This window comes from Cohnella algarum, assembly GCF_016937515.1.
In the GTDB taxonomy this organism is placed as follows: domain Bacteria; phylum Bacillota; class Bacilli; order Paenibacillales; family Paenibacillaceae; genus Cohnella; species Cohnella algarum.
Map to the genome: position 1 here is coordinate 478300 of NZ_JAFHKM010000002.1, position 24864 is coordinate 503163.

Below are 24864 nucleotides of genomic sequence, written 5' to 3' on the forward strand. Positions count from 1 at the left end.
GTTTACGATTTCATTTCCGACTCGTGCCACGATCGAAGCAAACGATTGCTCGCGGCGTTGATCGCGAGGAAAAATCCGATGCCGAGTAGCGAAGAAGACAAGCCGCACGCGAACAGATACGACGTCTCCAGACGCGAGGCCGCGACCGTAATCGAATAGCCAAGCCCGCCTTTGCCGCCGCCGATTCCCGCGATATACTCCCCGACGATCGCGCCCATGATCGACATCGAACAGGAGATTTTCAGTCCGCCCAAAATATACGGAAGCGCGGCCGGAAGCCTCAGCTGAAACAGTGTTTGAAGCTTCGAGGCATTGTAAAGGAAAAATAGATTTTTCAGGTTTTTGTCCGTCGAATTCAGCCCGATCAGCGTATTGGAGAATATCGGGAAAAAGCTAAGCAGGAACGAAATCGCAACGATCGCATTCATCCCCGCCCCGAACCAGATCACGATAATCGGCGCGACGGCCACGATTGGCACCGTCTGTAGCACGATCGCGTAGGGATAGACGCTGCGTTCTACCCACTTGGAGCAGGCGAGCAGCATTGCGAGGCTGATGCCGAGCGCGAGGCTGATCGCGAAGCCGAAAAGCGACTCGACAATCGTCGTGCTGACCGATTCCAGCAGCGCTCCCCGCTTCGCCAGAGCGGCCTGCCAAATATCCGACGGCCTGGGCAGCAAGTATTTGGGCGTTCCCGTCAAGGAAACGAGCAGTTCCCACAAGCCGACGACCGTTACCAGCACGAGGAGGGGCGGAACGATCTTTTCCAGTAAAGCTGCGCCCAATCCGCGCAAACGGCGGTTCTTTTCCCTTCGTACGGCGATTGCGGCATTTTCCATGAGTCAGCTCCTCCTTTTCAATGTTGCAGCGCTTCGGACACCCTGCGCACGTATTCGCCGAATTCAGGCGTCGTGCGAAACGCCTCTTCCCGCGGAAACGGCGCGTCGATGTCGATGACCTGCGAGATTTTGCCCGGACGGGGCGTCATGACGATTACCCTCGTCGAGAGGTAGACCGCCTCGAACACGTTATGCGTAATAAACAGCACCGACATGCGATCGCTCTGCCGCCAAATGCGGAGCAACTCGTTCTGGAGCGTCTGGCGTGTAATTTCGTCGAGCGCTCCGAACGGCTCGTCCATCAATAACAGGCGCGGCCGGGCGACGAGGGCTCTGGCAATGGAAACCCTCATCTTCATGCCGCCCGACAGGTGACCCGGGAGGGCTCTGACATAATCCTTCAACCCTACCAGCTCAAGCACACGCACGGAGTACTCCGTCCGCTCCCTGCGGGAGACGCCCCGAAGCTTGAGCGGCATCGCCACATTGTCGACCAGCGTCGCCCAAGGCAGCAGGGAATGCTCCTGGAACACAAAGGCCACCTCGTTTTTTTTCCGAGCTTCCCGCGGGTCCGTGCCCAGGACGGACAATTGTCCCGAAGTTTGGCCAGTCAAGCCTGCGATCATATTGAAAATCGTTGATTTGCCGCAGCCGGAAGGACCGACAAAGCTCAGGAATTCTCCCTCCTTGGCATGCAGGGATGCGTTCTGGATCGCGACGTTTCCGCCCGGATACACTTTTCCTACATCGTCAAGCTCTACCAGCAGACCGCTGTTTGTCATCTTAAGCTCCTCCTTGTCGGACGCGATCGGTTAAACGGCTTCAAACCCGCGGTAATCGCCGGACAGCATCGCTTTCAACATCCGGAAAAACAGGTCGAAATCCGCTTCGAGACACACCTCGACGTTCGGTTCCCCGCCCTTCCAGAACGGATTCGGCTCCGGATGGGGACGCGTGTCGATCGCATAGTAGCCGCGATTTTGTCCGCTCTGGCACTCCACCTCCGCGTAATAGCGAGCCGACTTCGTCATCACTTCGTTGACTAGGCAAATGGCGGTTGTGATCGAGTCCGGGTGGGTAATGCCGTCGATTCCGCCCAGTTCCCGGTTGAACCGGAGGGCGGAGCGGTTGATCTGCTGGTAAAAACGGGCGAGCGGCGTATCGATCGCTTGCAGCTCCCGCAGATGCTCTCCGCCGGCAACGCTGTGTATGCATGTGATGTCCCAGCCGACCGTCGTCGCCGCAAAGCCCGCCTGCAGAACCATTTGCGCAGCTTCGGGGTCGGCGTAAAAGTTAAACTCCGCGGAGGGCGTAATATTCCCCTGAAAATGCCGGGCGCCTCCCATAATCCACAAGTGCTTCACTTTGCCGGCGATCGAAGGGTCGAGCATATAGGCAACCGCAAGGTTGGTTAACGGCCCATGGGCGATGATTTCCAATTCCCCCGGATAGCGGTTGACTATTTCGACGATCGCTTGAGCCGCATGCCCGGACTGCGGCTTGATGCCCGGCGGGGGGAAATGGCTTTCGCCCATTCCATCCGACCCGTGGACGAACGATGCCGCAATACGGGGACGCAGCAAAGGACGGGCGCAGCCCTCATAAACGGGCACTTGCCGTTCTCCCGCCCACATTTCGACTGTCGTCAGAGCATTGCGAGTACACATGTCCACCGGTATGTTGCCGTGCACGGTAGTAATGCTTTCGAGCTTGGCGCCCGGCCAGCGCAAGGCGAACAACAAGGAAGTGACATCGTCTCCCGCCGTGTCCGTGTCGATCAGCAATCGTTTCATCTTGGAAGTCAGCTCCTGTCAATATAAATGGCGGCGCAAAATGCCGAAATCGATGAGGCCCGGGCAGTAAAGTTCGCTCGAAGCGAACAGGGGAACGTCGGATTGGGCATAGCCGATGTTCTCGAACGAAAGCAGGGGCGTGCCTTCCGGCAATCCGAGCAGACTGGACAGCTCGCCGTCCGCGCTCTTGGCGACAAGGCTGGCGACTCCGTAGGCAACCGGGCCGAGGCCGTACTCCGTCAAAAAGCGGAACGTATCGACTGATTTCAGCTTGGAAATGTCGCCTTCCCCCGGAAGGATGGACAGCGGCACAATGTCGCGGCATAAGATGGCCGGCTTGCCGTCCGCCGTAAACAGCTTGCGAACCGTTACCGACGCTTCTCCCGGCTTCGCGTTCAACGTTCGGGCAAGGTCGGGCGGCAGCGGGCCCTTTTCCAGCTCCAGCACCTCGATGTCCGCCGCGAACCCGGAATTCTCGATCAACGATTTGAATTCCACCCAGGCATCAAGCCGGGCGTGAATACGGGCCGCGACAGGATTGACGAACGTTCCGAGCCCATGACGGCGATGGATCAGCCCTCCCGCTTCGAGATCGCCCAAGGCTGCCCTCACCGTCGCGCGGCTGACGCCGAGCATGCCGGCGATCCGGCCCTCGGAGGGCAATCTTCCACCGTCTTCGAACCGCTCCTCCCGGATGATGGCAATGATCGATCTTCGCGTCTCGGCTACTCTGGAAGGGGCCGTATGGTTTTTCATCTTTGTCTCCTTCGGCGTTTTCGCGAATGTCGGACGTCTGACATCCGACATCCTTCGAAAAACGGAATTACAAGCGCGAACTCGGAAAAACAAACTCTTTCGGCACGAAAGCTTCCCTTCTGGCAAGCAGTTCTTCGACCGCTTGTTGGGCGTCCGCCATAATCGCCTCCACATTGCCGGTGAGCAGGCGCTTTCCCTCGACGAGCAGCTTGCCGTCCACCATGACCGTGTCCACGTCCTGGCCGCTTGCGGAGTAAACCAGATTGCTGACGATATTGTCGTACTTGCCGGTCAGAAACGGGGCCAAATGCGGCTTTTTGAAGTCGACGACGATGATGTCCGCCTTTTTGCCGATTTCCAGCGACCCGATCTCCCTGTCCAGCCCCAATGCCTTCGCTCCGCCCATCGTGGCCATCCGCAGCACCTCCCCGGCCTTCATCACTCGGGCGTCCAGGCGGCTGACCTTTTGCAGCAAGGGAACAAACTTCATTTCCTCCAGCATGTCCAGGTTGTTGTTTTCCTTGACGCCGTCGGTGCCGATGCCTACGTTGATGCCGCGCTCGAGCATGGCCGCGACAGGCGAAATGCCGGAAGCGAGCTTCAGATTGCTTACGGGGCAATGCGCCACGGACGTGCCCGTTTTTTGCAAAAGATCGAGCTCGGCTTCCTCCATCCAGACGCAGTGCGCAAGCACGGTGCGCGGTCCGAGAATGCCTCTGCGATGAAACAGTTCGACCGGCCAAACGCCGAACTTGTCGTGCAGATCCCGCGCCATCCGCTTTGATTCTTCTCCGTGGGTATGGATGCCGACGCCGTACTTTTCGGCCAGCTTTGCCGCTTGCTTATATGCGTCTTCGGTGCAATAGGCCAGGTGCTCCAGTCCGATCCAGACATGCACGCGCCCGTCCGCCGTTTCGTGCCGCTCTTCGATCAGTCGGACGTTTTTGTCCATCGATTCAAAGTAGAGGTAGGGGGATTGTCGGCCACGTAGGGAGACAGTACCGCCCGCATGCCGAGCGTCTCCGCGGCGTCCGCGCTCCGGTGCATGTACCGGTACATATCCAGCACCGTCGTCGTTCCGGCAAGGAGCGATTCCGCGTAACACAACATGGAGGCGGCGTGCGCTTCCGGCTCCGTCAGCGCCCGATGCTTCGGGTCGACGTGCTTGGCCAGCCATTCGAATACCGGCATGTCCTCCGCCGTTCCCCGGATCAGCCCGGAGTGCAGGTGCAGATTAACGAGACCCGGAAGAACAGCCTTGCCTGCGGCGTCGATAACGTCCGCTCCCGCGTATTTGACTGAAAGCTCTGCCGAAGGACCGATATCCGCAATGCGTCCGCCGCTTACCAGAACCGCGCCGTCATGCCAGATATCGTTCGTGGAGTTTACGGTAAGCACGGTTCCTCCCGTAATCAAATAGTCTTTTTTCATGCTTGCACCTCTTTAGTTTTGGGGTAAAAATTCCGTCGTATAGGCCTTGCTCACGTCCAGAGACGTATCGATCAGCCCGGCTTCCGCCATTTGGTCTTTCAGCGTGCTCCAGCGTTCGTCGCTCATGTACAAGACGCCATGCTCCGCCGCGTCGCCCCCGTAAATATAATCCCGTGAAGCTTCGGCGCTGTAGTCGAACATCTCGATCGGCGACTCCTCGTTGAAGGTCCGGATGTACTCGTTCATTTCCTTGTAATTGTCCTTGTAGTAATCCCAGCCTTTTTTCGACGCCTCCACGAAGGCTTTGACGATCTCCGGATTTTCCGAGATATATTGCTCCGACGTCACAAGCAGCATCGAGTACGGATTAAAGCCGGATAAATCGGATATCGGAACGGCTTCGAATTCGAACCCCGACGATAGCAGGCTGTAGCCCTCGCTTGTAACAAAGCCCTGGTTCGCCGAACCTTTATCGGTCATAAATGTCGCCATCGAGCCGGTATAAGCGATTTCCTTCACGTCCCGGGGGGCGAATTTTTTCTTGATATACTCCCAGTACCCGATGCCCGGCGTCAGGTAGATTGTCCGGCCGTTCAAATCCTCGGGATCGGCGATCGAATCGCCTTTATGGCTGAAGAACACCATCGGGCTTTTTTGGAAAATTGATGCCACCGCCACGATGGGCAGCCCCTCCTGTCTGGCGAGAAGAACCTGGTCCGCGCTTGCCATCGCAAATTGGTACTTGCCCGAGGCCACCAACTGGACGCCGGAAATTTGCGGGCCTCCGGGATCCAGCGTCATATCCAGTCCCGCTTCCTTGTAATAGTTCATTTTCATGGCGGCGTACTGTCCCCCGTGCTCCGCTTCCGCATACCAGTTCGTCACCTGCGCGACCTTCGTCAATTCCGACGGAATTTCGCTTGGGGCGGCCGGCGATTCCGCTTCTCCCGAAGCGCTCGACGAAGCCTGCGAGACTCCTCCGCTTCGGTTCCCTCCGCAGGCAGTCAAAGCGCCGACAAGCACAAGCGAAATCATGCAAATAAAAAGCCTGTTTCCCACTCTGCTCACTCCTCTTTTCCATTATCTCGAAATCGATCCTGAACTTCGGATTATTCGGGAACGATTATGTAAGTATTCATAACATATAAACCACGCAAATGTAACGGAAAATAAAATAATTAGAATTAAGCACAAAAAAGCGAAACTAAAATCAGAAACGCTAACAATAATTCAACCTATTTTCAGCATTTAATGTTATTTTTACCTATATATTTCTAGTATTTGGTTGTTAATTTTACATAACATGTTCATTATGAAACCAATTCCCCCAATGTTATGTAAACAAAATGTGAGTTTATTTCCGCCGCAAATATCGTTAGGCCAATTCGCCCGACCTAATGAAAATTCCTCCTTTCGCCCGCATTCTTCCTTCTGATTCCCTCCTCAAATTAAGTATAAAAGTGCAAAAAAAACTACGACAGCATAATCAACTAACAGGATTTTCCTGGAGGATGTCGAATACATAAGGGACACAAAATAAGTTGGAGTGTGCCCTTATGCTTTCGAAAAATCGCCTCGGCGCCGCGCCGAAAATCAATTTCCGACCCGAGTTGACTAACTGCCCGCATTGCGGGGTCAAGCTTAAGCGATCCCATACCGCCTGGAACAAAAAAATCACTACACTAACTGGTGTTATTCATGCCTGGAGCATGGCCTACATGTGTCCTAATGCAAGCTGCGTTCACACAGGCGTAGCCTATAAATCAGCGGAAGCCGAAATGCTGAGCATGAAGTATTCTTCTTATGGCTACGATGTGCTCGGCCTCGTTGGGGAGTTGCGTTTTAAGCAGCACCGCACGTGTAAAGAGATTGCAGAGTTGCTAAACGAGCGCGGGATTGTAGCTAGTGAGCGATATGCGCAAACACTCTATGAACGCTATCAAACCCTGCTGGCGGCCAGTCTTGACGAGCATGTAAGACAAAGCTTGGCGGAAACCACGGCACAAAATGGCGGCATCATTCTCTCCATGGACGGCGTCCAGCCGGAAAAAGGAAATGAGATGCTCTATGTCATTCGAGAGGTGTTCAGTGGCACAGTTTTGGCGGCTCAGAACATGAAAAGCGGAGCCGCTGGCGAATTACGCAGCCTCATCGAGCCAATTATTGAGTTGGGCTTCCCCGTCGTCGGAATCGTCAGTGACGGACAAGTTTCCATTCGTCAGGCATTCGAAACGCTTCTGCCGGATGTGCCGTATCAGTACTGCCAGTACCACTACCTTAAAGATATTGCCAAACCTGTTGTAGATGCGGATCGCAAACTCAAGATGGAGCTAAAGAAGAGCATGCGCGGCTTGCGGGAAGTCGAAAGGAAGATCGAGCAAGTTGAGAAGAATGCCGTGGAAGCTGCTCAAGCAAACGAAGGCGTAGCCACAGACACTTCATGTGTTAGGGCGGAAACCATTGCAAGCGAAGCGCAGGTTGCAAAAGGTTATGTCGCTGCGGTTCGCGCTCTGCTTCTGGAGGACGGGGAACCGCCGCTCAAATTGCCCGGGATGCTTATTTATGAACGAGCTCAAGCCATACAGGCGTCGCTTGCGCGGTGCTTGACTAAAAAAAGAGCCTCATCTCCTCCAAGGTCTGGTCAGAATTTTCAGCAAACTTGATGAGCAGGCCACCAGATATGCGTCTGTCGTTCGCTGGGCTACACCGCTAGCCCATATCGCGGCTACCTTGGCGCCAGACGAAGACAAGACGAGCGAAACGGTTGAGTGGGAAATGACCCAATTGCTCGGGTGGCTGAAACAGACTTACATCGATGAACAGGATGCCCCTATGGTGACCACTGTACTGAACTACTCTCGCGGCTTCTGGAAGGGACTGTTCACTAGTTACGATCACTACCACATCCCTCGTACGAACAACGATCTGGAACAGTTTTTCCGCCGAATGAAGGCTGTTCATCGCCGAATTACTGGGCTACGCAATTGGAACAGCTACATTGTGCGTAATGGAGAAATGATTGTACTTGTAGACGATGCACTTCGACAAAAACACATCATCGCCCGTTTAAGAACGGTGGGCTATGAAAAATATGCAACGCGCAAAGCACGATGGGACCGGCGGCTATCCGAAAGCGTTCAGCGTAGAAGATTTAACCGCCAGCCCATCGCTTTTCTAGAGAAACTGGAGGCACAATGGGATCAAATTATGTGAGTTAGTTAATTGTGCCGTCGTAGAAAAAAAAACGCGCCTTTGCAGGTGCGTCGATAATAGACCGCTTTTGGCTTGCACGACCGTTTTGCTTTGACCGCCGTAATTCGCCAACTCGCATTCAAGCTTTCGTTTCCGATTGGTCCACTTCGAGCAGATCGAGCAAAAACATGAAAATCGGAATGCCGATGATCAGTCCCCAAATGCCCATATAATGCTGGGAGAATATGAGGATGATGAACGTGTAGAACATCGGAAGCTTCGTTTTGTGGGCGTAGAGCCTGGGGTTAAGAAAGTACGTTTCCACCGCGTGGATGGCCAAAATCATGACGACGGTCCACAGCACCAGCGAAAAGCCGCCGACCTGGTAACCGATGATGCCGATCGGGATGAAGGAAATGACGACTCCGGCGACCGGAATGAGGCTGAGCAGAAACACCATGATCGTCAGCGCGAACAAATAAGGGAATCCCATAATCCATAAGCCGATCATCGTAAACGCGGTGTTGAAAACGGCGATGAGGAGCTGCACTTCGATCACTTTGCCGAAGGACGAGGTGAACTTCCGGCTGAAATATTCGAATTCGCTGTACACCCAGCTGATTTTGCTCGTGCGGAACTTTTCCGTAAATTTGACGATCTTGCCCCGCTGCAGCAAATAAAAAAAGCTTAAAATCAGGACGATCAGAATGATTTCCAGCCACTTGCCGAGCTTCCCGATGTAGTGGATGGCGCTTCCAAAGTATGCCTGATAGTCCACGTCTCCCTTTTCCAGGGCGTCGATCATCTTCTGAACGATCTCGTTGCTGTTCGGCGTCGTCAAAAACCGTTCGATGCTCAGAATCAAATCGCTGACCTGGCTGATGATTTTCGGGACGTAATTCGTGATTCCGTAGACAAGCCCTCCGGCGATCAGCACGTACAGCAGGACGACGACCACGGTGGACGATACCGGAAAGAAGCGGTTGAGGCCTTTCGTAACCAGGCTTTGCAAACGGCCCATGACGAACGTCACGAGGAACAGAAGCAGGAGCAGGTTAAGCATATGGCGAAGACTGAACAGCAGCAACACGACAAGCAAAAGAAATAAAATCCTTCGAACCCCGGTCTGGGCAAAAAACGTTCGCAGCGCTTCCATCGACTTCCCTCGTTTACATTCGTCTAAATCCTTTTTACGGGTAAAAGGATCCGGCGTTTCACTTTCGTTCACGCATTTCCTCCGTTCTCATTTTAGAGTACCCCTTTTCGATAAGCGAGGCAAGCTGAGAGGCCGCCTTTCTTTCGTTAATCGTGAATCCGCAGTTTCGCGGTTTCGTTGACTGTGGTTACGCCCTTCCCTTTGCGGCCTCCCGTTCGCGGCCGAATGTGCTACAATGGGGCCGTTCTTAAGCATCGACAGCCTGCTTGAATCCGGGTTGCAAGCGGTACCATACAACAGCTTATGCCGACAATCCGGCTCAATTTAACTTCATGTTGAACAGGGAAGGTAGGATGAAAAATGGAACAGGTCCGTTTCGGCATCATCGGAATGGGGAATATGGGAAGCGGCCATGCCGCAAGCCTGATGGCGGGGAAAATCAAGGGAGTCGCGCTCGCGGCGGTTTGCGAAGCCAGCGAGGCCCGCAGGCAGTCGATTCGCGAAACCTGGCCCGAGCTTGCCGTCTTCGAAACGTCCCGGCAGCTGTTCGAATCCGGCTTGGTCGACGCCGTTCTGATCGCGACGCCCCACTTCGATCACCCGACGAACGCCATCGCCGCTTTCGACCATGGGCTGCACGTATTGATCGAAAAGCCGGCGGGCGTTTCCGTGGCGCGCGTGCGTCCGATGAACGAAGCGGCCGCGGCGAGCGGCAAAACGTTCGGCATTATGTACAATCAGCGCATGAACCCCCTTTACGCCAAAGTCCGCGATCTGGTCGTCTCGGGCGAGCTCGGCGAAATCCGCCGCACGAACTGGATCATTACGAACTGGTACCGCCCGCAAGCTTATTACGATTCGGGCACCTGGCGCGCGACGTGGGCCGGCGAAGGCGGCGGCGTCCTGCTTAACCAATGTCCGCACCAGCTGGACCTGTGGCAATGGACGACCGGCCTGATGCCTGCCCGGGTCCGAGCGTTCTGCCATTTCGGCAAGTACCGGAATATCGAGGTGGAAGACGAAGTCACCGCCTATGTGGAATATGCCAACGGAGCGACCGGCGTGTTCATCACGACGACCGGCGAAACGCCGGGAACGAACCGCTACGAGGTGATCGGAGACCGCGGAAAGCTGGTCATCGAAGACGGGAAATTGCACTATTGGCGGCTGCGCGAGTCCGAGCCGGAATTCAACGCGCGAAATACCGTTTCTTTTGCGGCGCCCGAAGTCTGGCGGGTCGACGTCGGCGATTTCGGGCCGAGCCCCGAGCACGTCGGCCTGATGCAAAACTTCGCCGATGCGATCCTGCGCGGAACGCCGCTTGTCGCCCCGGGCGAGGAAGGCATGCTGGGCCTTTCCATTTCCAACGCGATGCATTTGTCTTCCTGGCAAGACCGCTGGGTGGAGCTGCCGCTGGACGAAAACGAATTCGAACGCCAGCTCCAGGCCCGAATCGACAATTCCGTTTATAAACGCGACGGCGTCGCCGCCGGCAAATAAAAGCGGCCGCCTCGTCCGAAACACGAAAGGAGTTCATTCCATGACCGGCAACAATCGCAGCAACGCCCTGTTCGGCAGCAGCAACGGCCAAACGTACGCGCCCTCCGCCGAAAAGCCCGAGAAGGTTTGCGGCCCCGGGGAATTCGCGATCGCCGCCGTCGCGCTCGATCACGGCCATATTTACGGCCAATGCCAGGGCCTCGTCGAAGCGGGAGCGACGATCAAATGGGTTTACGATCCCGACCCGGCGAAGGTCGAAGCGTTCCGAAAGGTATTCCCCGGCGCGCAGGCGGCCCCCTCCGAAGAGACGGTTTTTGCGGACGACGAGGTCCGTCTCGTGGCGGCGGCCGCGATCCCGAGCGATCGGGGGCCGCTCGGCGTTCGCGCGATGAGGGCGGGGAAGCATTATTTTACCGACAAGGCGCCGTTCACGGATCTCGCCCAGCTGGAGGAGGCCCGCCGGGCGGCTGCGGAAACCGGCAACAAATACATGGTGTACTACAGCGAACGGCTGCACGTGGAAAGCGCCGTGTACGCGGGCAAGCTCGTCCGCGACGGCGCGATCGGCCGCGTCGTCCAGGTGTTGGGCACCGGACCGCACCGGCTGGGTACCGGAAGGCCGGACTGGTTTTTCCAAAAAAGCCGGTACGGGGCATTCTGTGCGACATCGGCAGCCATCAGATCGAGCAGTTTTTGTTTTTTGCCGGGTGCAAGGACGCGCGCGTGCTGCACAGCAAAGTCGCCAACTACCGCAACCCGGGCCATCCCGAGCTTGAGGATTTCGGCGATGCGACGCTTGTCGGGGACAACGGGGCGACGAACTATTTCCGCGTCGACTGGCTGACGCCGGACGGACTCGGCACCTGGGGTGACGGCCGGACGTTTATTCTCGGCACCGACGGGTATATCGAGCTGCGCAAGTACATCGACATCGCCCGTTCCGGCAGCGGCAACCACGTCTATCTGGTCAACCACGAAGGAGAGGCGCATTTCGACGTGTCGGGCAAAATCGGCTACCCGTTTTTCGGCGAGCTGATCCTCGACTGCCTGAACGGCACCGAGAACGCGATGACGCAGGAGCACGCGTTCAAAGCCGCCGAGCTTTGCCTGATCGCCCAGCGGGATGCGGTTCGGGTCGGTTGACCGAAAGCAAGACCAATGCAAGCAAGACCGGCTCGGATGAAATCGCCTTCAAAACATGATACAATCGTTCAAAAGAGCGATGAACCCTGTCGGCGCGAACAGCCGGCGGGGTTCATCGAACGTTTGAAGGCGGGGGTACCGAGATGACCGTCTTTCCGATTGTTCAGTGGAGTCATCCGATCGATTTCGCTTACCGAAGCTCTGCGCCTTATGTCAACCCGACGTTCCACTCCCATGCCTTTTACGAGATTTACTACTTCCATGAAGGCCAGTGCACGTATTTGATCGGAGACCGCATCATGACGCTCTCGCCGGGCGATCTCATCCTCATGCACGGCATGACGCTGCACCGGCCGCATCCGCAGGCCGACGTCCCGTACGTTCGCTCGCTGGCTCATTTCGATCCGGCTTACCTGCGCCGCGCCCTGCCCCCCGAGACGGCGGAAAGCCTGCTTTTGCCATTCGACGAGCTCCGGAATTACCGGATTTCCCTGACCGGGGAGCGGCGCGAAGAAACCGAGCGGCTGCTTGCGGATTTGCACATTCTGAAGCAAGCCGCCGTTCAGCCCGAGACGGCCCGGCCCTTCGCTTACGAACGGTTCGCCCTGCGCTTTTTCGAGCTGCTCTACGTCATCAAGGAATGCTGCCTGCAGCCGGTCGAAGAGCAAGCCCACCGCTCGGAACGGGAGCGCCACGTTCAGAACGTCATCTCCTATCTGGAGAAGACCTACCACGAGCCCGTTACGCTGGCCTCCATCGCCGACGAACTCCATTTGACCAAAACGTATCTCTCGAACCTGTTCAAGGACGTCACCGGGACGACGGTGTTTCAGTACTTGTACAATCGGCGGATCAATCAGGCCAAAATTCTATTCCGGCTCGATCCCGGGCATTCCGTGGCCGAAGTGGGCAAGTCCGTCGGCTTCCCGCACGCGGCGCATTTCAGCCGCGTCTTCAAAGCGGCCGTCGGCTGCACGCCGGACGCCTATCGCCGCAAAATGGCGGAGCAGCAACGCACGTTAGCCGAAGCCGACATCTAAGCTGCCCGGCAAGCGAACGAATCGAGTAGGAGGAGGCGCCTAGCCTCCGTCCTCTCACACCACCGTACATGCGGGTCCGCATACGGCGGTTCCAAAAGGTTAACAAAGTGCTAAATAACGAGTAAGCAAACTTTTCAGCCCTTTCGCTTCCCAGTAGGAAGTCGGGAGGGCATTATTTGTGTTTCGAGACATTTCCCAAGCACCGCGTCTGGAGTTAGCCATGACAAAACACGCCCATTCTGGGACGCCGAGTGCTCGAAGCTCACGGATTCGAGTACGTACACGTTTCCATTGCTTCCATAAGCACATACGCAGTCTGCGGCGAGTCCACTGGTCGAGTTTCTCGCAGTGTCCCTTTGCCGATGCTAGTCGGAAATAGCCAATCCAGCCGATGAGATAGCGGTTTAATTGCATAATCCGGTTTTCCATAGACATCGACCGCGAACGGTTCGTCAGCTCTCGTACCTTCTCTTTAAACCGCGAAATGGTCTGTGGGGCTAACCGAATCGTCGCCTTTTTATCCCACAGGAAACTGAATCCGAGGAACTTACGGTTCCAAGGACGATCTACTGCGCTTTTCTCTCGATTCACTTTCAGTTTCAGCTTTCCTTCTACGAAGCGCGTTACCGACTCCATGACGCGTTCGCCTGCACGTTTACTGGCAACGAAAATATTGCAGTCGTCCGCATAGCGGACAAATCGCAATCCTCGTTTTGTCAGCTCTTTGTCCAAGTCGTCCAGTAGAATGTTCGCTAAAAGCGGGCTCAGAGGTCCCCCTTGCGGCGTTCCCTCTCCCGTCTTTTCGAACACCCCATTCGCCATAACCCCAGCATTAAGATAGGCGCGAATGAGCTTTAGGACACGCTTGTCCGTCACTTTCCTTGCTACTCTTGCCATGAGCATGTCGTGGTTGATTCGGTCAAAGAACTTCGCTAAGTCCATGTCTACCACCCATCGAAAACCTTCCTGGATGTAGTGCTGAGCTTGCTTTACCGCGTCATGCGCTCGCTTTCCGGGGCGAAAGCCGTAGCTACGCCTCGAGAAGTCCGCATCGAAGATCGGATTCATCACTTGTAGAAGGGCTTGTTGAAGAAAGCGGTCCATCACGGTCGGGATGCCAAGCAGCCTCACGCCGCCTCCGGGCTTGGGGATTTCCACTCGTTTGACGGGCATGGGTCTGTAGGTTCCCGCGAGGAGTTCGGTTTTCACCGTTTCCCAGTGCGTTTTCAGGTAAGCTTGTAGATTCGCTACCGTTACACTGTCCACACCGGGCGCCCCTCCGTTCTGCACCACTCGCTTGTAGGCGAGCCTAAGGTTATCTCCTTTGAGCATTCGTTCTAACAAGTCGTTATTCGCTTCGCGAGAGGAAGGGGCGACTTGTGCCGTCGTAGAACTCGGCGCTTCGGCATACCCTGACGGCTTCACCGCTTCTCTTTGCCGCAAGCTCTCTTGCGAGATATTCTGCTGTCTTTGCTCCTCGTGCGAACGCATCGGTTTCCTCTCTCCTTTCGGTTCAGCCCTTCCGGTTTCCGGCGTCCCGTACTCCCGTACTATGGCCTCTGCTGACTCCTGCGGATTCAGCACAGCCTTCCGACTGTGGTTACGAAGTAACTTCGCATTTTCCGCAGGTCTCCCCAGATAAGAACGTCATCTTTCTGCCCGCAACCACCCAAGTTTACAGGGAAAGCCCTTGGCGACTTTGGATTTCGTCATGTGTAGGTGACTCATCCGACTAACCCTGCCTCAAATTGAGTTCGTGTACCTTGGCTCGTGCATTTGCCTCCAGCTTCCTTCAGATTCCGCCTCGCGGCTGACACCCTTGCTCTTGGCTAACGGTAGGCGTTCGCCAGCCCCCGTTCGGGACTTTCACCCTAGAGATGACGCCCATGCTGGGCGTACTACGAAAAAACCGGCGGGGCGAACATCGCCCCGCCGGTTAAGCTTGTCCATCCTTTTTTACGAAACGGCCGGATGGCCGACAAACCGGACTTTCTTGCCCTTGTCGGACAAGCGCCCCTCGATTTTATCCAAGGCAAGCCTTGCGGTATGGTCCCATACCTGCGCGCCCGTCAGATCGATGCACACTTTGTCCGTTTCGTCGGCAAAATCGATCCGTTCGAGCAGCGTTTCGCTGGAGATGAAAAACAGCTGCCCGCGCACGCGGTACACTTTCTCATCCCCCCGCATTTCCTCCGTGACCTCGAGTCTGGCGGACTTCAGCGCATGCACGATAATGCTGAGCGCGACCCCGACGAGAACGCCGATGGCCAAATTATGCGTGACGACGACGATCGCGACGGTAGCCGCCATGACCAGCGCCTCGGAAACGGGAACGCGGCGTATCGTCCGGAAATAGTTCCAATCGAAAATTTCCATGCACACGTATATCATAAACCCGACCAGGGCCGCGATCGGAATCGCCGAAACGACGCCGCTCAGCGCGAATACGAGCACGAACAGCACGACGCCCGCTACGAGCGTGGACAGCCTGGAACGGCCCCCGTTTTTGACGTTGATGACCGATTCCGCAACCAGGGCGCACCCCGCCATGCCGCCCATAAAGCCGGTGACGGTATTGGCGATGCCTTGGCCGCGCATTTCCTTGTCCTTGCTCGTCTTCTCTTCGGTCAAATCGTCGATCATCGTCTGGGTCAGCAGCGTTTCCGCATAGCCGACGATCGCGAGCGACAACGAGACGGGAAGGATTTTCCACAGCGTATCCAGCGAGAACGGAACGTCCGGGAACGAAGGAATCGGAATCGAAGCCGTAATCGTCGCCAAATCCCCGACGGTCTGCATATTGCCGGGCAGCAGCAGGGAAACGACCGCCATCAGCGCAATGGCGATCAGCGGGGACGGCAAAGCTTTCGTGAATTTCGGAATCAGGTAAATCAGGATCAGCGTCCCCGCCGCCATCGCGTACATCGGCCACGATTCTCCGTCGAAGTAGCGCAGCTGCGAAATAAAAATAAGAATGGCAAGAGAATTGACGAAGCCGGTGATGACCGAGTGCGGGACGAGCCTCATCAGCTTGCCCATGCGAAACACGCCCATCAAATACTGCAAAATTCCCGTTAAAATCGTCGCGGCGAACAAATACTCGATCCCTTCGCTCGCCACCAGCGCGGTCATCAATACCGCCATCGAGCCCGCGGAGGACGATACCATCCCCGGCCGTCCGCCGAAAAAGGAAATGAGGATCAGAATGCAAATGGTCGAGTAAATGCTTACCATCGGATTGACGCCCGCGATAAACGCAAACGCGAGCGAGTCGGGGATGAGCGCCAGAACCGTCGTGATCCCCGCAATAATGTCCGGCCTGACGTTCGAAAACCAGGTTTGCCTCCATTTCTGAATCATATTTTGCTCCTTTTATGAACGATTTATTTCCGTTCAGCAAAAAGAGCAGGTCGAGGGCCCCTGCGCCCTGCCTGCTCTTGCATAGTCGATAGTGGTAGGCCCTGTGGGGATCGAACCCACGACCCGTTGATTAAGAGTCAACTGCTCTGCCAGCTGAGCTAAGGACCTGCAACGTTGAATATAATATCACAGAAAAGCTGGTCGTGCAAATGAAATATTTGGGATTTCCGATTCCTTTCGCATCGGGCGCTTTTTCTGCGCAAGAACGGCCCGCGGTTTATGCTATAATGAAGCGAATCAAGCAAAAATATCAAAATCGCTGCAGAGCCCGAGGTGCGCCGTGAACAAAAAACAATATCAAAAACGCAATCCGAAGCCGCAGGCCAATCCGAACGCCAAACCGGATGCCAAACCGCAAAACCCCCTCCTGCTGTCCGTTTTGGGCGTAATGCTTATCGTATTCGGCGTCGTGGACATGCTGATCCTGGATCTGTGGGTAGGCATCGCCCTGACGGCGCTCGGCCTCGCGCTGGGCGCGATCGGCCTGAACAACTACAACAAAATCAAAAAGCGCTAGCCCGGCAGGTTCGCGCTTTTCTGCAGCGCTAAACGGTATTAGCCGCATTTCAACATAAAGCGAGTTGGATTTTATGCATTTATTGTCGGTTGAACATCTATCCAAAAGTTTCGGAGACCGCATGCTGTTCGAGGACGTTTCGTTCGGCGTGGCGGAAGGAGACCGGATCGGCATCATCGGCGTCAACGGAACCGGCAAATCGACGCTGCTTCGCGTGATTGCCGGACTCGAGCCGGCCGACTCCGGAACGGTCGTGACGGGCAGCCGGATTCGGGTGCGGATGCTGGCCCAGGAGCCCGTTTTCAAGCCCGGGGAGACGACGCTTGAACATGTGCTCGGCGGGGATGCGCCCCAACTGGCCGCCGTTCGCGAGTACGAAGAAGCGATCGCCGGGCTCGAACGCAATCCCGGGGACGGCGCGCTGCAAAAGCGGCTCATCGCCGCTAACCAGCGGATGGACGAGCTCGATGCGTGGCAGCTCGAAAGCGACGCGAAAACGACGCTCTCGAAGCTCGGCATTCGCGATTACGAAGCGAAGGTCGAGACGCTGTCCGGCGGCCAGCGCAAGCGCGTGGCGATGGCGGCGGCGCTGCTGCAGCCTTCGGACGTGCTCATTCTCGACGAGCCGACGAACCATATCGACAACGAATCGGTCGCATGGCTCGAAGCCGCCCTGCAGAAGCGCAAAGGCGCGCTGATCATGATCACGCACGACCGGTATTTTCTCGATCGCGTCAGCAATCGCGTCATCGAGCTGGACAAGGGACGGGCCTACTTTTACGAAGCGAACTACAGCCGGTTTCTGGAGCTGAAGCTGGAAAGAGAAGAGCGCGAAGCCGCCTCCGAGGCGAAGCGGCAAAACCTGCTGCGAAACGAGCTGGCCTGGATCCGGCGCGGCGCTCAAGCCCGGTCGACAAAGCAAAAGGCCCGGATCGACCGCTACGAAGCGTTGAAGAAGCAGGCGCCAAAGGCCGGAGCGGCCAAGCTGGACATGTCCGCCGTCTCCTCCCGCCTCGGCCGCAAAATCGTCGAGCTGGACTCGGTAAGCAAACGTTTCGGCGAACGGACGGTCATTCGCGATTTCAGCTATATCGCCGTTCCGGAGGATCGCGTCGGCATCGTCGGGCGCAACGGAAGCGGCAAGTCGACGCTGCTGAAGCTCATTGCCGGCAGGCTGAAGCCGGATTCCGGCACCGTCACGCTCGGCGAAACGGTCAAAATCGGCTGGTTTTCGCAAGAGCACGAAGAGATGGACGGAAACGTCCGCGTGATCGAATATATTCGCGAAGGATCGGAGCAAGTCCGGACGGCGGATGGCACGACGATCTCGGCTTCGCAGATGCTGGAGCGGTTCCTCTTTCCTCCGGCCGCCCAGTGGACGCCGATCGCCCGGCTGTCCGGCGGCGAGAAGCGAAGGCTGCAATTGCTGCGCGTGCTGATGGACGCGCCGAACGTGCTCCTGCTCGACGAGCCGACGAACGATTTGGATGTATCGACGCTTTCCGTGCTGGAGGATTATCTCGACGATTTCCCCGGCGTCGTCTTCGTCGTTTCGCACGACCGCTACTTTCTCGATCGGACCGTCGACCGCATTTTCGCCTTTGAAGGAGACGGCGAAATCGTTCGCCATGTCGGCAATTATTCGGATTACGAAGCGCATGCGAGAGCTCGCGGCGCAGCGGCTGCCGGTGCGGACAGCGACGATTCGCGCGGCCGCGGCCGTCCTTTGCCCTCCGCCGGGCGGGAGGAGAGCAGGCCCCAAGCCCAGGAGCACCGGGAGAAGCCGCTGAAAATGTCGTACAAGGATCAAAAGGACTTCGAGCAGATCGACGGCTGGATCGCGGAAACGGAAGCCGAACTGGCGCAAATCGCGACCCGGATGGAAGAGTTCGCGAGCGATTCGATGATGCTGCAGGAGCTTGCGGCGGAGCAGCAGCGGACCGAGGAGAAGCTGGAAGCGCTGCTGGACCGGTGGACCGAGCTGAACGAGCTGGCCGAGAAAATTGAAACGCAGCGCAAGAAATAATCGGCTTTAAACACACAAACGGGATAATGGCGTTACGCCATTATCCCGAGAGTGTCTCAGTTCCAACCATTGCATTCACCCATTATCATGAAGAAGTTCGCGAAAGGCACTAGGTTTAGCTGCATTCTCCTCCGCCAGATGCTCGACCTTTTTCAAGTTCGCTTCCGATACCGTGAAAAAAAGGCTTTCCCTGTTCCACGGATAGTCGAAGTACACTTTGCGGTCCTTCGGATCGAATGCTTTCACCTGATTCAGATTGACCAGATTCGTACGGTCCAGCCGTTCGAAGCCGAAGTCGCTCAACAAAAGGTGAAGCTCGTCCATCCGGGTCGGGTAGTAATAGACGTCATCCTTCGTATAAAACTCCGGACCTTTGGCCGTAGGGCGAACTGCAACAAGATTCTCTACGCTGACGGCACATGGTTTCCCCTTGCGATCAAGCAAAAAAATCTGTTGCGACATTCGGCCACTCCTTTTCGGCTATTACCGTTTCAACTCGTCGGGAACCTCCGGCCGATGGAACAAAAATTGGCACGCAGTCGACGCGAAAGCTACGGCGACAAGCGCCAATACGCGGGAAACGACAGTTACGGCATTACGCTTCATTTTTCAATCTCCTCCTATTTATTCGGATGGTTGAAGCCGCCTGAATAAAATGAGCCACTGCAACAGTGGAACTGAGCCAAAAGAAATTAAGCGATACGATGAAGACCGATGCCAGCTTGAGCAGTGGAAAATATCGGTCCGGGATGCGCGTGTGGCCTTTCAGATTGGAAGGCGCGAAAAGGAGAAGCAGGACGGCACTGACGGCAATGACCGCTTGCGTCCACGTATCCGTCAACGGAATATGCGGGACGGCGACGACGCAGACGACGGACAGAACCGAGCACTGCAGCGCGGTGCGCAGATGCGCCCCGCCGGAAACGAATTTGAGGACCATGAACGCGGCCAATCCAAGCATGGTTTGGCCGAATTTTCCGGTTATCGCTCCCGCAAGGCCAATAACCAATATCGTAAAAAAGAGATTAAGCAAAATGACGAGAGAGTATTTCATCACTTCGACGCTGGCCGTTCCCTCCGGCTCCGCGTTCTTGAGACGCTGGGCGAGCCGCAAAGCCATCGATTCAATCATCGTCTTCACGATCCTTTTTTACCGAGATGACAATCAAAGCGATTAACGCCAGGAAGAACAAGATCGAAATCAGCAAATAGGGCGGATTGGACGCTGCGATATAAAGCATGTTCGCCGCCACGACCAAAATGATCGAAAGCAGCAGGAATATCAAAAAGGGAACGTTTTTGCGAACGAAAATCCGGCTTCGCGAAAACCGGCTCGCTTCCCCGATAAAGCTGAAGCCGCCGTTTTGAAGCTTGGTCGCCATTCCGCACAATGCCATTATCGCGGCGGTGGCGGCCTGGATCGCAAAGGCTTCGAACGTGTACGATTCGATTTTCAGCTGGGCTCCGTTAACATGCGATATAACGCCGACGATCATCCACTGAACGATGGAGTTGACGACATAGCCGGTAATGACCATAACCGCCGAATTAAACACGTGCAATCCCAAAAAGATCGTAATGAACGCGATATGAACGACCACGTGAACGAGCGGCGAATACACCTGCAAAGATTCCGCTTGCAACGAGTTGGAGGCAAAGCTTAGCACGATCGCATACAGAACGAATTTGTATATGTTCTCCCGAACGTTAAACCGGAAGAGGACTAGAATCAAGTAGATAAATGCGATGTACTCCAGGGAAGAGAAAAAGATGAAGCCGACAAATTTCATTCCCTTTGGTGCCTCCGGTAAGTATAGGTTAATAGCCCTACTTCTATTCTATCAAATTTCCAAAATTAATCATCCCTTTTTTATAGGCAAACCGCATAAATCGCCGATTTTATTTTTTTCTTCACGCGAAGGCGACATGCGTATTAAAATGTTGAGGGACGACGCAAAGAAAAAAGACGAAAAAAGGAGCCGCGCAGCATGACCGTTCGAGCCATATTGCCGTTCGGAGAATCCGTTTTGAGGAAAAAGGCAAAACCCGTCGAGGAAGTGACGCCAAGAATCGTCAAGCTGCTCGACGATCTGAAGGATACGTTGTACGCCGCGGAAGGGCGCGCCGGACTCGCGGCGCCGCAAATCGGCATTTTGCGCAGGGCGGTCGCGATGGACTGCGGGGACGGCTTGATCGAATTGGTGAATCCGGAAATCGTGGAGCGGCGCGGAGAACAGCTCGGAGCCGAAGCCTGTCTTTCCTTTCCCGGATATGCGGGCGAAGTAAAGCGCGCCCAATATGTGAAGGTGAGAAGCCTGAATCGCGCCGGCCAACCGTTCGAGCTGGAAGCGGAGGGGTATCTTGCGCGCTGCATTCAACACGAGGTGGACCATCTGGACGGCATTTTGTTTATCGATCACGTCAAGGGGGCTTATTTGTACCACGAGCAAACGGGCGAACGGATTTCGCTTCCGGACGTGCGCAAGCTGGCGGATTCGGGCGAACTTTAACGTTTTGAACAGGAGGAAATTCAACATGGGATCCATCAAGCACTTGATTTTCGACTTTGACGGAACGCTCGCCGACACGCTGCCGGTCATGATTCGCGCGCTCGGCAACGCCTTCCGCAAGCATGACGGCCGGGAGCTGGATTTCGGCGATTTCAACCGGATGAGCGGGCCTTCGGAGCTCGGCATCATTCGCCTCCATCTGCAGCGTCAAGAGTTCGCGGACGCGGCCATCGAGGAATTTGTCGCCGAATACGAGCTTTACCACGAAGAAATGGTCGAAAAAAACGAGGAGATCGCGTCGCTGCTTCGGGATTTGCATGACGCGGGAGCAGGCCTTGCGCTGTTCACGGGCAAATCGCGCCGGACGCTCGACATTTCCCTCGCCAAGCTCGGACTTGCGCTGCCGTTCGATCGAATCGTCACCGGGGACGACGTCGCGAAGTCCAAGCCGTCTCCGGAAGGGATCCTCCAAATCCTCGACGCGCTTGGCTGGAACCGCGAGGATACCGTCTTTGTCGGCGACAGCAACGACGATATGCGGGCGGGCCGCGACGCCGGCGTCCGCACGTTCGCGGCCCAATGGATGCCGACCGTGCAGGCGAAGGAATATCCGATCCCTCCCGAGCGGGTGTTCGCGAGTTTAGGAGAGTTCAGAAGCTATCTGGCCGAACACGTGCCGGGCTTTCTCCGATAACGGACAAGCCCTTTCCATCGGTCGGCCATCGGTCGGCCGGCTTCGCCCGGCCGGGCTATACCCGGAACAAGCCGTACCCCTCGAGCGGAACGACCGGATTCCGGTCGACGGCAAGCCCGTCCGTGGCGCCGCGCAAAGCGACGTCGACCAGCCATTTCGTGAACGGCGCAACGTTCATCGTCTCCATCTCCCGCAAGCTGTAGAATCCGGCGGCGTCCACTTCGTCTTCGTCGGGGGTCGGTTCTCCGCCCGCGTATTCCATCTCGAAGGCGATGTATACGTTATGGATGCTTCTCGGCTGATCGCGCAGCGCGACGATCCCCTTCACCCTGGCTTCGACGCCGCACTCCTCCGCCACTTCCCTGACGATCGTCTCTTCGATCGGCTCCAACTGCTCGATGTAGCCGCCGGGGTTCGTCCAATACCCCTTGCCGGGCTCTTGCGCCCGGCGCACGAGCAGCACCTTGTCGTCCTTTACGACTAACGCCCCTACTCCGATGCTGTAATTCCCCCAATAAACGAAGCTGCATTTCGTGCATGCCCTTCGCGGCGCGCCCCCGATCTCCCGGGTTTCCATGGCGCTGCCGCAGGACGAGCAATAATTGACTTCCACGTTGTCACCGCTCTTTTTTCTTTGATTTCGCGAGTTTATTCAAGCCCGCAAATCGAACTTCCCGTTTTTCTTTTTCATTATACCTCATCTTCGCCAACAGCGCAGCGGCCACCGGGTTTTCCGAATCGACGAACCCGCGCCAGTTCTGTTTGCCTAGCTCTACTTTCAAATATTGAAAATGCAGCACGGAATGACCCGGGAGAGCCATCTCCAATTCGTTTCACCCCCAAATAGAGAGTACAAACAAACTTTCCTCTTGACATTTTGTAATCGACCCAATAATCGCCGAGAAGGCATTTTTCCTTGCCTAACTCTTGGAAAGTAGGGTGATTGTAATGATGCTTGTTTCCCGTTCTCATCAGGACTACCTCGCCTTCGTAAGCGAAAAGTTACGAAAGGAATACAATTCACCGGAAGCCCTGCTGTTGTTGCAGCGCTACTACAGCGACCTTATCTAATGCCGTGCCCGAGTGTTAACAGGTCATTCCTATTGGATAGGTGGATTAATTTTAGGGGATGATAGCGCGATAGCGTCTAATGAATATTGTGCTTACGGAAGTTTCCGCCCTTCACTTCCGCTATGTCGTACACAATAATAAAGGCTTTATCGTCGACCTCGTTAATGATTTCCCTCATCTTGCTTTCTTCCAGGCGGTTGATTACGCATGTAATTTCTGTAAACTGCTCATTGGAATAACCGCCGTGTACAAACGTGTAGGTCGAGCTGCGCCCCAACCGGTCGCGAATCGTCTGAATCATTTCTTCCGCCTTATTGGTAATGATTTTATACGTTTTGGAGCCGCTGAATCCTTCCTCTACGATATGAATAACCTTGGAAGCGATAAAGTAGGCAATCGCCGACAAAATGGCGCCTTGAAGCCCAAAGACCGTCGAGACGATTACGAAGACGAACAGGTTCAGGAATAAAATCAGGTCGCTCGTTCCGAACGGCATCCTGCGGGATAGCAGCACGGCCAACATGTCAATCCCGTCCAGAGCGCCGCCGTTGCGCAGCGCCAGCCCCATGCCAAAACCGATAATAATGCCGCCGACAACGGTGATCAATAACGTATCGCCCTTAATAATCGTCGGGATATGGTGCATCACCGTCGTACCGATCGCCAGCGACGCAATGCCGAGCACCGAATAAATCGCAAAGCTTCTGCCAATCTGCTTATAACCCAAGAAAATAAAAGGGATGTTGATCAATGCAAGCAGAACGGCCAAGGGCAGGCCGGTCCAATGCGAGCCGACGATGCTCAGGCCGGTCACGCCGCCATCCGATACGTTGTTGGGGATGAGTACCGCTTCCAAGCCATAGGCCGTAATAAAACCGCCGGCAATTACCGTAACTGCCTTCATGATCTTTTTTCTGATTACAGCTTGTCTAGATACTGCTCCCACTTAGGTTCCTCTTTTCTTTATCTCGTCAAACCGAACGCAGCGAACGTTAGAGACACCTGTTGGAAGCGTTGTTCCCAACGGCATTCCTCATCTAGCCGCCATAGCCTGGTTCGTTGCCTTACAATTTTACCGTTATAAAACGGATAACTGCAAGATTTTCAAGAAAATTGTATCGGGTGTTGGGGAGCTTATGCAAAAAAAGCAGCCTTCCGGAGGCCGCTTGTAACAAACGCCCCCGACGCCCTTAAGGGACGCCGGAGGCGCTGGATCGTGAAGCTGGACCGTGAAGGACAATCCGACTGTTGCAATGTTGCAGGTCAATTCCGGCTCGCCCAGATGACGACGCGCGTCTTCGCGTATCTCTGTCTCCTTGTGCAGCACATGCTTCGCCAGATTGCGAATGCCGTGCAGCGGCGTCTTCAATTCGTGCGACGTCCGCTGCAAAAATTCGCTTTGATCGTGAATATAAAAGATGACCGTTAACATACGGTCGGTGCGACATGCGAATATTCGTAACTTTGATGCCGATGACAGGCGGCGCGGTTGCAGCGACCGTTTTTGCCAGCCGGGAAAAGTCCTCTTAATTTCCATGTTCAAATAACGTTGCTTCAAGTCGCCCATGGTATAAACGGACACGGTATTACCGAAAGCCCCGCTAAAAACGGAGCTTTGACAGCAATCTTTTAATGTTTGAGTTACAATAGCCGATCTCCACCCAATGCCATAAGAACGAATCATCGCACGATCCATGAAATCACCGCTGCCCTGCTGGCGCTGAAAGCACACGAGCATTTGCAAATACGTACGGGACCCGCATTTCCACTCGAATC

26 protein-coding genes, 1 tRNA gene and 1 pseudogene are annotated in these 24864 nt (G+C 55.6%); 9 read left to right on the forward strand and 19 right to left on the reverse strand.

All coding sequences use genetic code 11. The annotated features are described in order from the left end of the window. Positions 1-2: 2 nt before the first annotated feature. The 7 genes from JW799_RS02345 to JW799_RS02375 form a co-directional block, all read right to left on the reverse strand. Positions 3-839: an ABC transporter permease gene (locus JW799_RS02345; protein WP_205428559.1), complete on the reverse strand. Its 837-nt coding sequence runs from the start codon at positions 837-839 to the stop codon at positions 3-5. 17 nt (positions 840-856) lie between these two features. Beyond that, on the reverse strand, positions 857-1621 hold the full coding sequence (locus JW799_RS02350) for an ABC transporter ATP-binding protein (protein ID WP_080836214.1): 765 nt from the start codon (positions 1619-1621) through the stop codon (positions 857-859). A 30-nt stretch (positions 1622-1651) separates the two neighbouring features. After that, positions 1652-2632 (reverse strand): nucleoside hydrolase, encoded by a 981-nt coding sequence (locus tag JW799_RS02355; protein WP_080836213.1) that lies wholly within the window; start codon positions 2630-2632, stop codon positions 1652-1654. Positions 2633-2650: 18 nt separating this feature from the next. Next, positions 2651-3388 carry a GntR family transcriptional regulator gene (locus JW799_RS29145; RefSeq protein WP_176220780.1) on the reverse strand — a complete coding sequence of 246 codons (738 nt, stop codon included), beginning with the start codon at positions 3386-3388 and terminating at the stop codon, positions 2651-2653. Positions 3389-3455: 67 nt separating this feature from the next. Beyond that, positions 3456-4340: an amidohydrolase family protein gene (locus tag JW799_RS29150; RefSeq protein WP_205428561.1), complete on the reverse strand. Its 885-nt coding sequence runs from the start codon at positions 4338-4340 to the stop codon at positions 3456-3458. Continuing rightward, entirely contained in the window at positions 4319-4819 is a 501-nt protein-coding gene (locus JW799_RS29155; protein ID WP_205428564.1) for an amidohydrolase family protein, read from the reverse strand. The genes JW799_RS29150 and JW799_RS29155 overlap by 22 nt, the downstream gene beginning before the upstream one ends. Before the next feature lie 12 nt (positions 4820-4831). Then, the gene (locus tag JW799_RS02375) at positions 4832-5878 is read right to left on the reverse strand and encodes an ABC transporter substrate-binding protein (RefSeq protein ID WP_205428566.1); all 1047 of its coding nucleotides are present in this window, start codon (positions 5876-5878) and stop codon (positions 4832-4834) included. 497 nt (positions 5879-6375) lie between these two features. Here JW799_RS02375 and JW799_RS02380 point away from each other — a divergent pair, with 497 nt between their 5' ends. Together JW799_RS02380 and JW799_RS02385 are read left to right on the forward strand one after the other, a co-directional pair. Then, positions 6376-7482 carry a transposase gene (locus JW799_RS02380; protein WP_205428568.1) on the forward strand — a complete coding sequence of 369 codons (1107 nt, stop codon included), beginning with the start codon at positions 6376-6378 and terminating at the stop codon, positions 7480-7482. 112 nt (positions 7483-7594) lie between these two features. Beyond that, on the forward strand, positions 7595-8032 hold the full coding sequence (locus JW799_RS02385) for a hypothetical protein (protein WP_139787218.1): 438 nt from the start codon (positions 7595-7597) through the stop codon (positions 8030-8032). Positions 8033-8150: 118 nt separating this feature from the next. Here the strand turns inward: JW799_RS02385 and JW799_RS02390 are convergent, their stop codons facing one another. Then, positions 8151-9167, reverse strand: coding sequence for an AI-2E family transporter (locus tag JW799_RS02390; RefSeq protein ID WP_080836200.1), 1017 nt, complete (start codon positions 9165-9167; stop codon positions 8151-8153). 360 nt (positions 9168-9527) lie between these two features. Here JW799_RS02390 and JW799_RS02395 point away from each other — a divergent pair, with 360 nt between their 5' ends. The 3 genes and pseudogenes from JW799_RS02395 to JW799_RS02405 all read left to right on the forward strand — a co-directional run bounded on the left by JW799_RS02395 (position 9528) and on the right by JW799_RS02405 (position 12850). Then, positions 9528-10667, forward strand: a complete 1140-nt coding sequence (locus JW799_RS02395; protein WP_080836198.1) for a Gfo/Idh/MocA family protein — start codon at positions 9528-9530, stop codon at positions 10665-10667. Positions 10668-10707: 40 nt separating this feature from the next. Next, positions 10708-11810: pseudogene (locus JW799_RS02400) on the forward strand (Gfo/Idh/MocA family protein). 143 nt (positions 11811-11953) lie between these two features. Next, complete coding sequence (locus JW799_RS02405; protein WP_205428569.1) at positions 11954-12850, forward strand: helix-turn-helix transcriptional regulator; 897 nt, start codon at positions 11954-11956, stop codon at positions 12848-12850. Positions 12851-12949: 99 nt separating this feature from the next. Here JW799_RS02405 and ltrA read toward each other — a convergent pair whose 3' ends face one another. From ltrA to JW799_RS02420, 3 genes are all read right to left on the reverse strand, one after another. Beyond that, on the reverse strand, positions 12950-14341 hold the full coding sequence (gene ltrA, locus JW799_RS02410) for a group II intron reverse transcriptase/maturase (protein ID WP_080832919.1): 1392 nt from the start codon (positions 14339-14341) through the stop codon (positions 12950-12952). Between the two features lie 465 nt (positions 14342-14806). Continuing rightward, complete coding sequence (locus JW799_RS02415) at positions 14807-16210, reverse strand: SulP family inorganic anion transporter (protein WP_080836192.1); 1404 nt, start codon at positions 16208-16210, stop codon at positions 14807-14809. Positions 16211-16302: 92 nt separating this feature from the next. Further along, positions 16303-16378: transfer RNA gene (locus JW799_RS02420), tRNA-Lys, on the reverse strand. Positions 16379-16550: 172 nt separating this feature from the next. Between JW799_RS02420 and JW799_RS02425 the strand changes: the two genes are divergently transcribed. Together JW799_RS02425 and JW799_RS02430 are read left to right on the forward strand one after the other, a co-directional pair. After that, entirely contained in the window at positions 16551-16787 is a 237-nt protein-coding gene (locus tag JW799_RS02425; RefSeq protein ID WP_080836190.1) for a hypothetical protein, read from the forward strand. Positions 16788-16860: 73 nt separating this feature from the next. Further along, a complete protein-coding gene (locus JW799_RS02430) occupies positions 16861-18813 on the forward strand; it encodes an ABC-F family ATP-binding cassette domain-containing protein (protein WP_080836188.1) in 1953 nt (650 codons plus the stop codon). 75 nt (positions 18814-18888) lie between these two features. Here the strand turns inward: JW799_RS02430 and JW799_RS02435 are convergent, their stop codons facing one another. From JW799_RS02435 to JW799_RS02450, 4 genes are read right to left on the reverse strand one after another with little or no spacing between them, the layout of a single operon-like run. After that, the gene (locus tag JW799_RS02435) at positions 18889-19275 is read right to left on the reverse strand and encodes a LytTR family transcriptional regulator DNA-binding domain-containing protein (protein WP_080836186.1); all 387 of its coding nucleotides are present in this window, start codon (positions 19273-19275) and stop codon (positions 18889-18891) included. Between the two features lie 21 nt (positions 19276-19296). Continuing rightward, on the reverse strand, positions 19297-19419 hold the full coding sequence (locus JW799_RS02440) for a cyclic lactone autoinducer peptide (protein WP_080836184.1): 123 nt from the start codon (positions 19417-19419) through the stop codon (positions 19297-19299). Next, positions 19409-19945, reverse strand: a complete 537-nt coding sequence (locus JW799_RS02445; RefSeq protein WP_080836182.1) for an accessory gene regulator ArgB-like protein — start codon at positions 19943-19945, stop codon at positions 19409-19411. Before JW799_RS02445 ends, JW799_RS02440 begins: the two co-directional genes overlap by 11 nt. Beyond that, complete coding sequence (locus JW799_RS02450; RefSeq protein ID WP_080836179.1) at positions 19938-20603, reverse strand: hypothetical protein; 666 nt, start codon at positions 20601-20603, stop codon at positions 19938-19940. The genes JW799_RS02445 and JW799_RS02450 overlap by 8 nt, the downstream gene beginning before the upstream one ends. Positions 20604-20801: 198 nt before the next feature. On the opposite strand from JW799_RS02450, the gene def reads away from it, so the two are divergent. Together def and JW799_RS02460 are read left to right on the forward strand one after the other, a co-directional pair. After that, positions 20802-21323, forward strand: a complete 522-nt coding sequence (def, locus tag JW799_RS02455) for a peptide deformylase (RefSeq protein ID WP_080836176.1) — start codon at positions 20802-20804, stop codon at positions 21321-21323. A 25-nt stretch (positions 21324-21348) separates the two neighbouring features. Then, positions 21349-22017, forward strand: coding sequence for an HAD family hydrolase (locus tag JW799_RS02460; RefSeq protein WP_080836174.1), 669 nt, complete (start codon positions 21349-21351; stop codon positions 22015-22017). A gap of 55 nt (positions 22018-22072) precedes the next feature. Here the strand turns inward: JW799_RS02460 and JW799_RS02465 are convergent, their stop codons facing one another. From JW799_RS02465 to JW799_RS02480, 4 genes are all read right to left on the reverse strand, one after another. Next, positions 22073-22630: an NUDIX domain-containing protein gene (locus JW799_RS02465; RefSeq protein ID WP_080836171.1), complete on the reverse strand. Its 558-nt coding sequence runs from the start codon at positions 22628-22630 to the stop codon at positions 22073-22075. Between the two features lie 77 nt (positions 22631-22707). After that, positions 22708-22989, reverse strand: coding sequence for a hypothetical protein (locus tag JW799_RS02470; protein WP_205428570.1), 282 nt, complete (start codon positions 22987-22989; stop codon positions 22708-22710). A gap of 175 nt (positions 22990-23164) precedes the next feature. Next, positions 23165-23992 (reverse strand): YitT family protein, encoded by an 828-nt coding sequence (locus tag JW799_RS02475; RefSeq protein WP_080836170.1) that lies wholly within the window; start codon positions 23990-23992, stop codon positions 23165-23167. A gap of 174 nt (positions 23993-24166) precedes the next feature. Next, complete coding sequence (locus JW799_RS02480) at positions 24167-24832, reverse strand: hypothetical protein (RefSeq protein WP_205428571.1); 666 nt, start codon at positions 24830-24832, stop codon at positions 24167-24169. Positions 24833-24864: the final 32 nt, after the last annotated feature.

Coding starts and splice junctions, on each gene's coding strand:
- JW799_RS02345 (WP_205428559.1), bottom strand. CDS start 839: ATGGAAAATGCCGCAATCGCCGTACGAAGGGAAAAGAACCGCCGTTTG.
- JW799_RS02350 (WP_080836214.1), bottom strand. CDS start 1,621: ATGACAAACAGCGGTCTGCTGGTAGAGCTTGACGATGTAGGAAAAGTG.
- JW799_RS02355 (WP_080836213.1), bottom strand. CDS start 2,632: ATGAAACGATTGCTGATCGACACGGACACGGCGGGAGACGATGTCACT.
- JW799_RS29145 (WP_176220780.1), bottom strand. CDS start 3,388: ATGAAAAACCATACGGCCCCTTCCAGAGTAGCCGAGACGCGAAGATCG.
- JW799_RS29150 (WP_205428561.1), bottom strand. CDS start 4,340: ATGGACAAAAACGTCCGACTGATCGAAGAGCGGCACGAAACGGCGGAC.
- JW799_RS29155 (WP_205428564.1), bottom strand. CDS start 4,819: ATGAAAAAAGACTATTTGATTACGGGAGGAACCGTGCTTACCGTAAAC.
- JW799_RS02380 (WP_205428568.1), top strand. CDS start 6,376: ATGCTTTCGAAAAATCGCCTCGGCGCCGCGCCGAAAATCAATTTCCGA.
- JW799_RS02385 (WP_139787218.1), top strand. CDS start 7,595: ATGACCCAATTGCTCGGGTGGCTGAAACAGACTTACATCGATGAACAG.
- JW799_RS02390 (WP_080836200.1), bottom strand. CDS start 9,167: ATGGAAGCGCTGCGAACGTTTTTTGCCCAGACCGGGGTTCGAAGGATT.
- JW799_RS02395 (WP_080836198.1), top strand. CDS start 9,528: ATGGAACAGGTCCGTTTCGGCATCATCGGAATGGGGAATATGGGAAGC.
- JW799_RS02405 (WP_205428569.1), top strand. CDS start 11,954: ATGACCGTCTTTCCGATTGTTCAGTGGAGTCATCCGATCGATTTCGCT.
- ltrA (WP_080832919.1), bottom strand. CDS start 14,341: ATGCGTTCGCACGAGGAGCAAAGACAGCAGAATATCTCGCAAGAGAGC.
- JW799_RS02415 (WP_080836192.1), bottom strand. CDS start 16,210: ATGATTCAGAAATGGAGGCAAACCTGGTTTTCGAACGTCAGGCCGGAC.
- JW799_RS02430 (WP_080836188.1), top strand. CDS start 16,861: ATGCATTTATTGTCGGTTGAACATCTATCCAAAAGTTTCGGAGACCGC.
- JW799_RS02435 (WP_080836186.1), bottom strand. CDS start 19,275: ATGTCGCAACAGATTTTTTTGCTTGATCGCAAGGGGAAACCATGTGCC.
- JW799_RS02440 (WP_080836184.1), bottom strand. CDS start 19,419: ATGAAGCGTAATGCCGTAACTGTCGTTTCCCGCGTATTGGCGCTTGTC.
- JW799_RS02445 (WP_080836182.1), bottom strand. CDS start 19,945: ATGATTGAATCGATGGCTTTGCGGCTCGCCCAGCGTCTCAAGAACGCG.
- JW799_RS02450 (WP_080836179.1), bottom strand. CDS start 20,603: ATGAAATTTGTCGGCTTCATCTTTTTCTCTTCCCTGGAGTACATCGCA.
- def (WP_080836176.1), top strand. CDS start 20,802: ATGACCGTTCGAGCCATATTGCCGTTCGGAGAATCCGTTTTGAGGAAA.
- JW799_RS02460 (WP_080836174.1), top strand. CDS start 21,349: ATGGGATCCATCAAGCACTTGATTTTCGACTTTGACGGAACGCTCGCC.
- JW799_RS02470 (WP_205428570.1), bottom strand. CDS start 22,989: ATGAGAACGGGAAACAAGCATCATTACAATCACCCTACTTTCCAAGAG.
- JW799_RS02475 (WP_080836170.1), bottom strand. CDS start 23,992: ATGAAGGCAGTTACGGTAATTGCCGGCGGTTTTATTACGGCCTATGGC.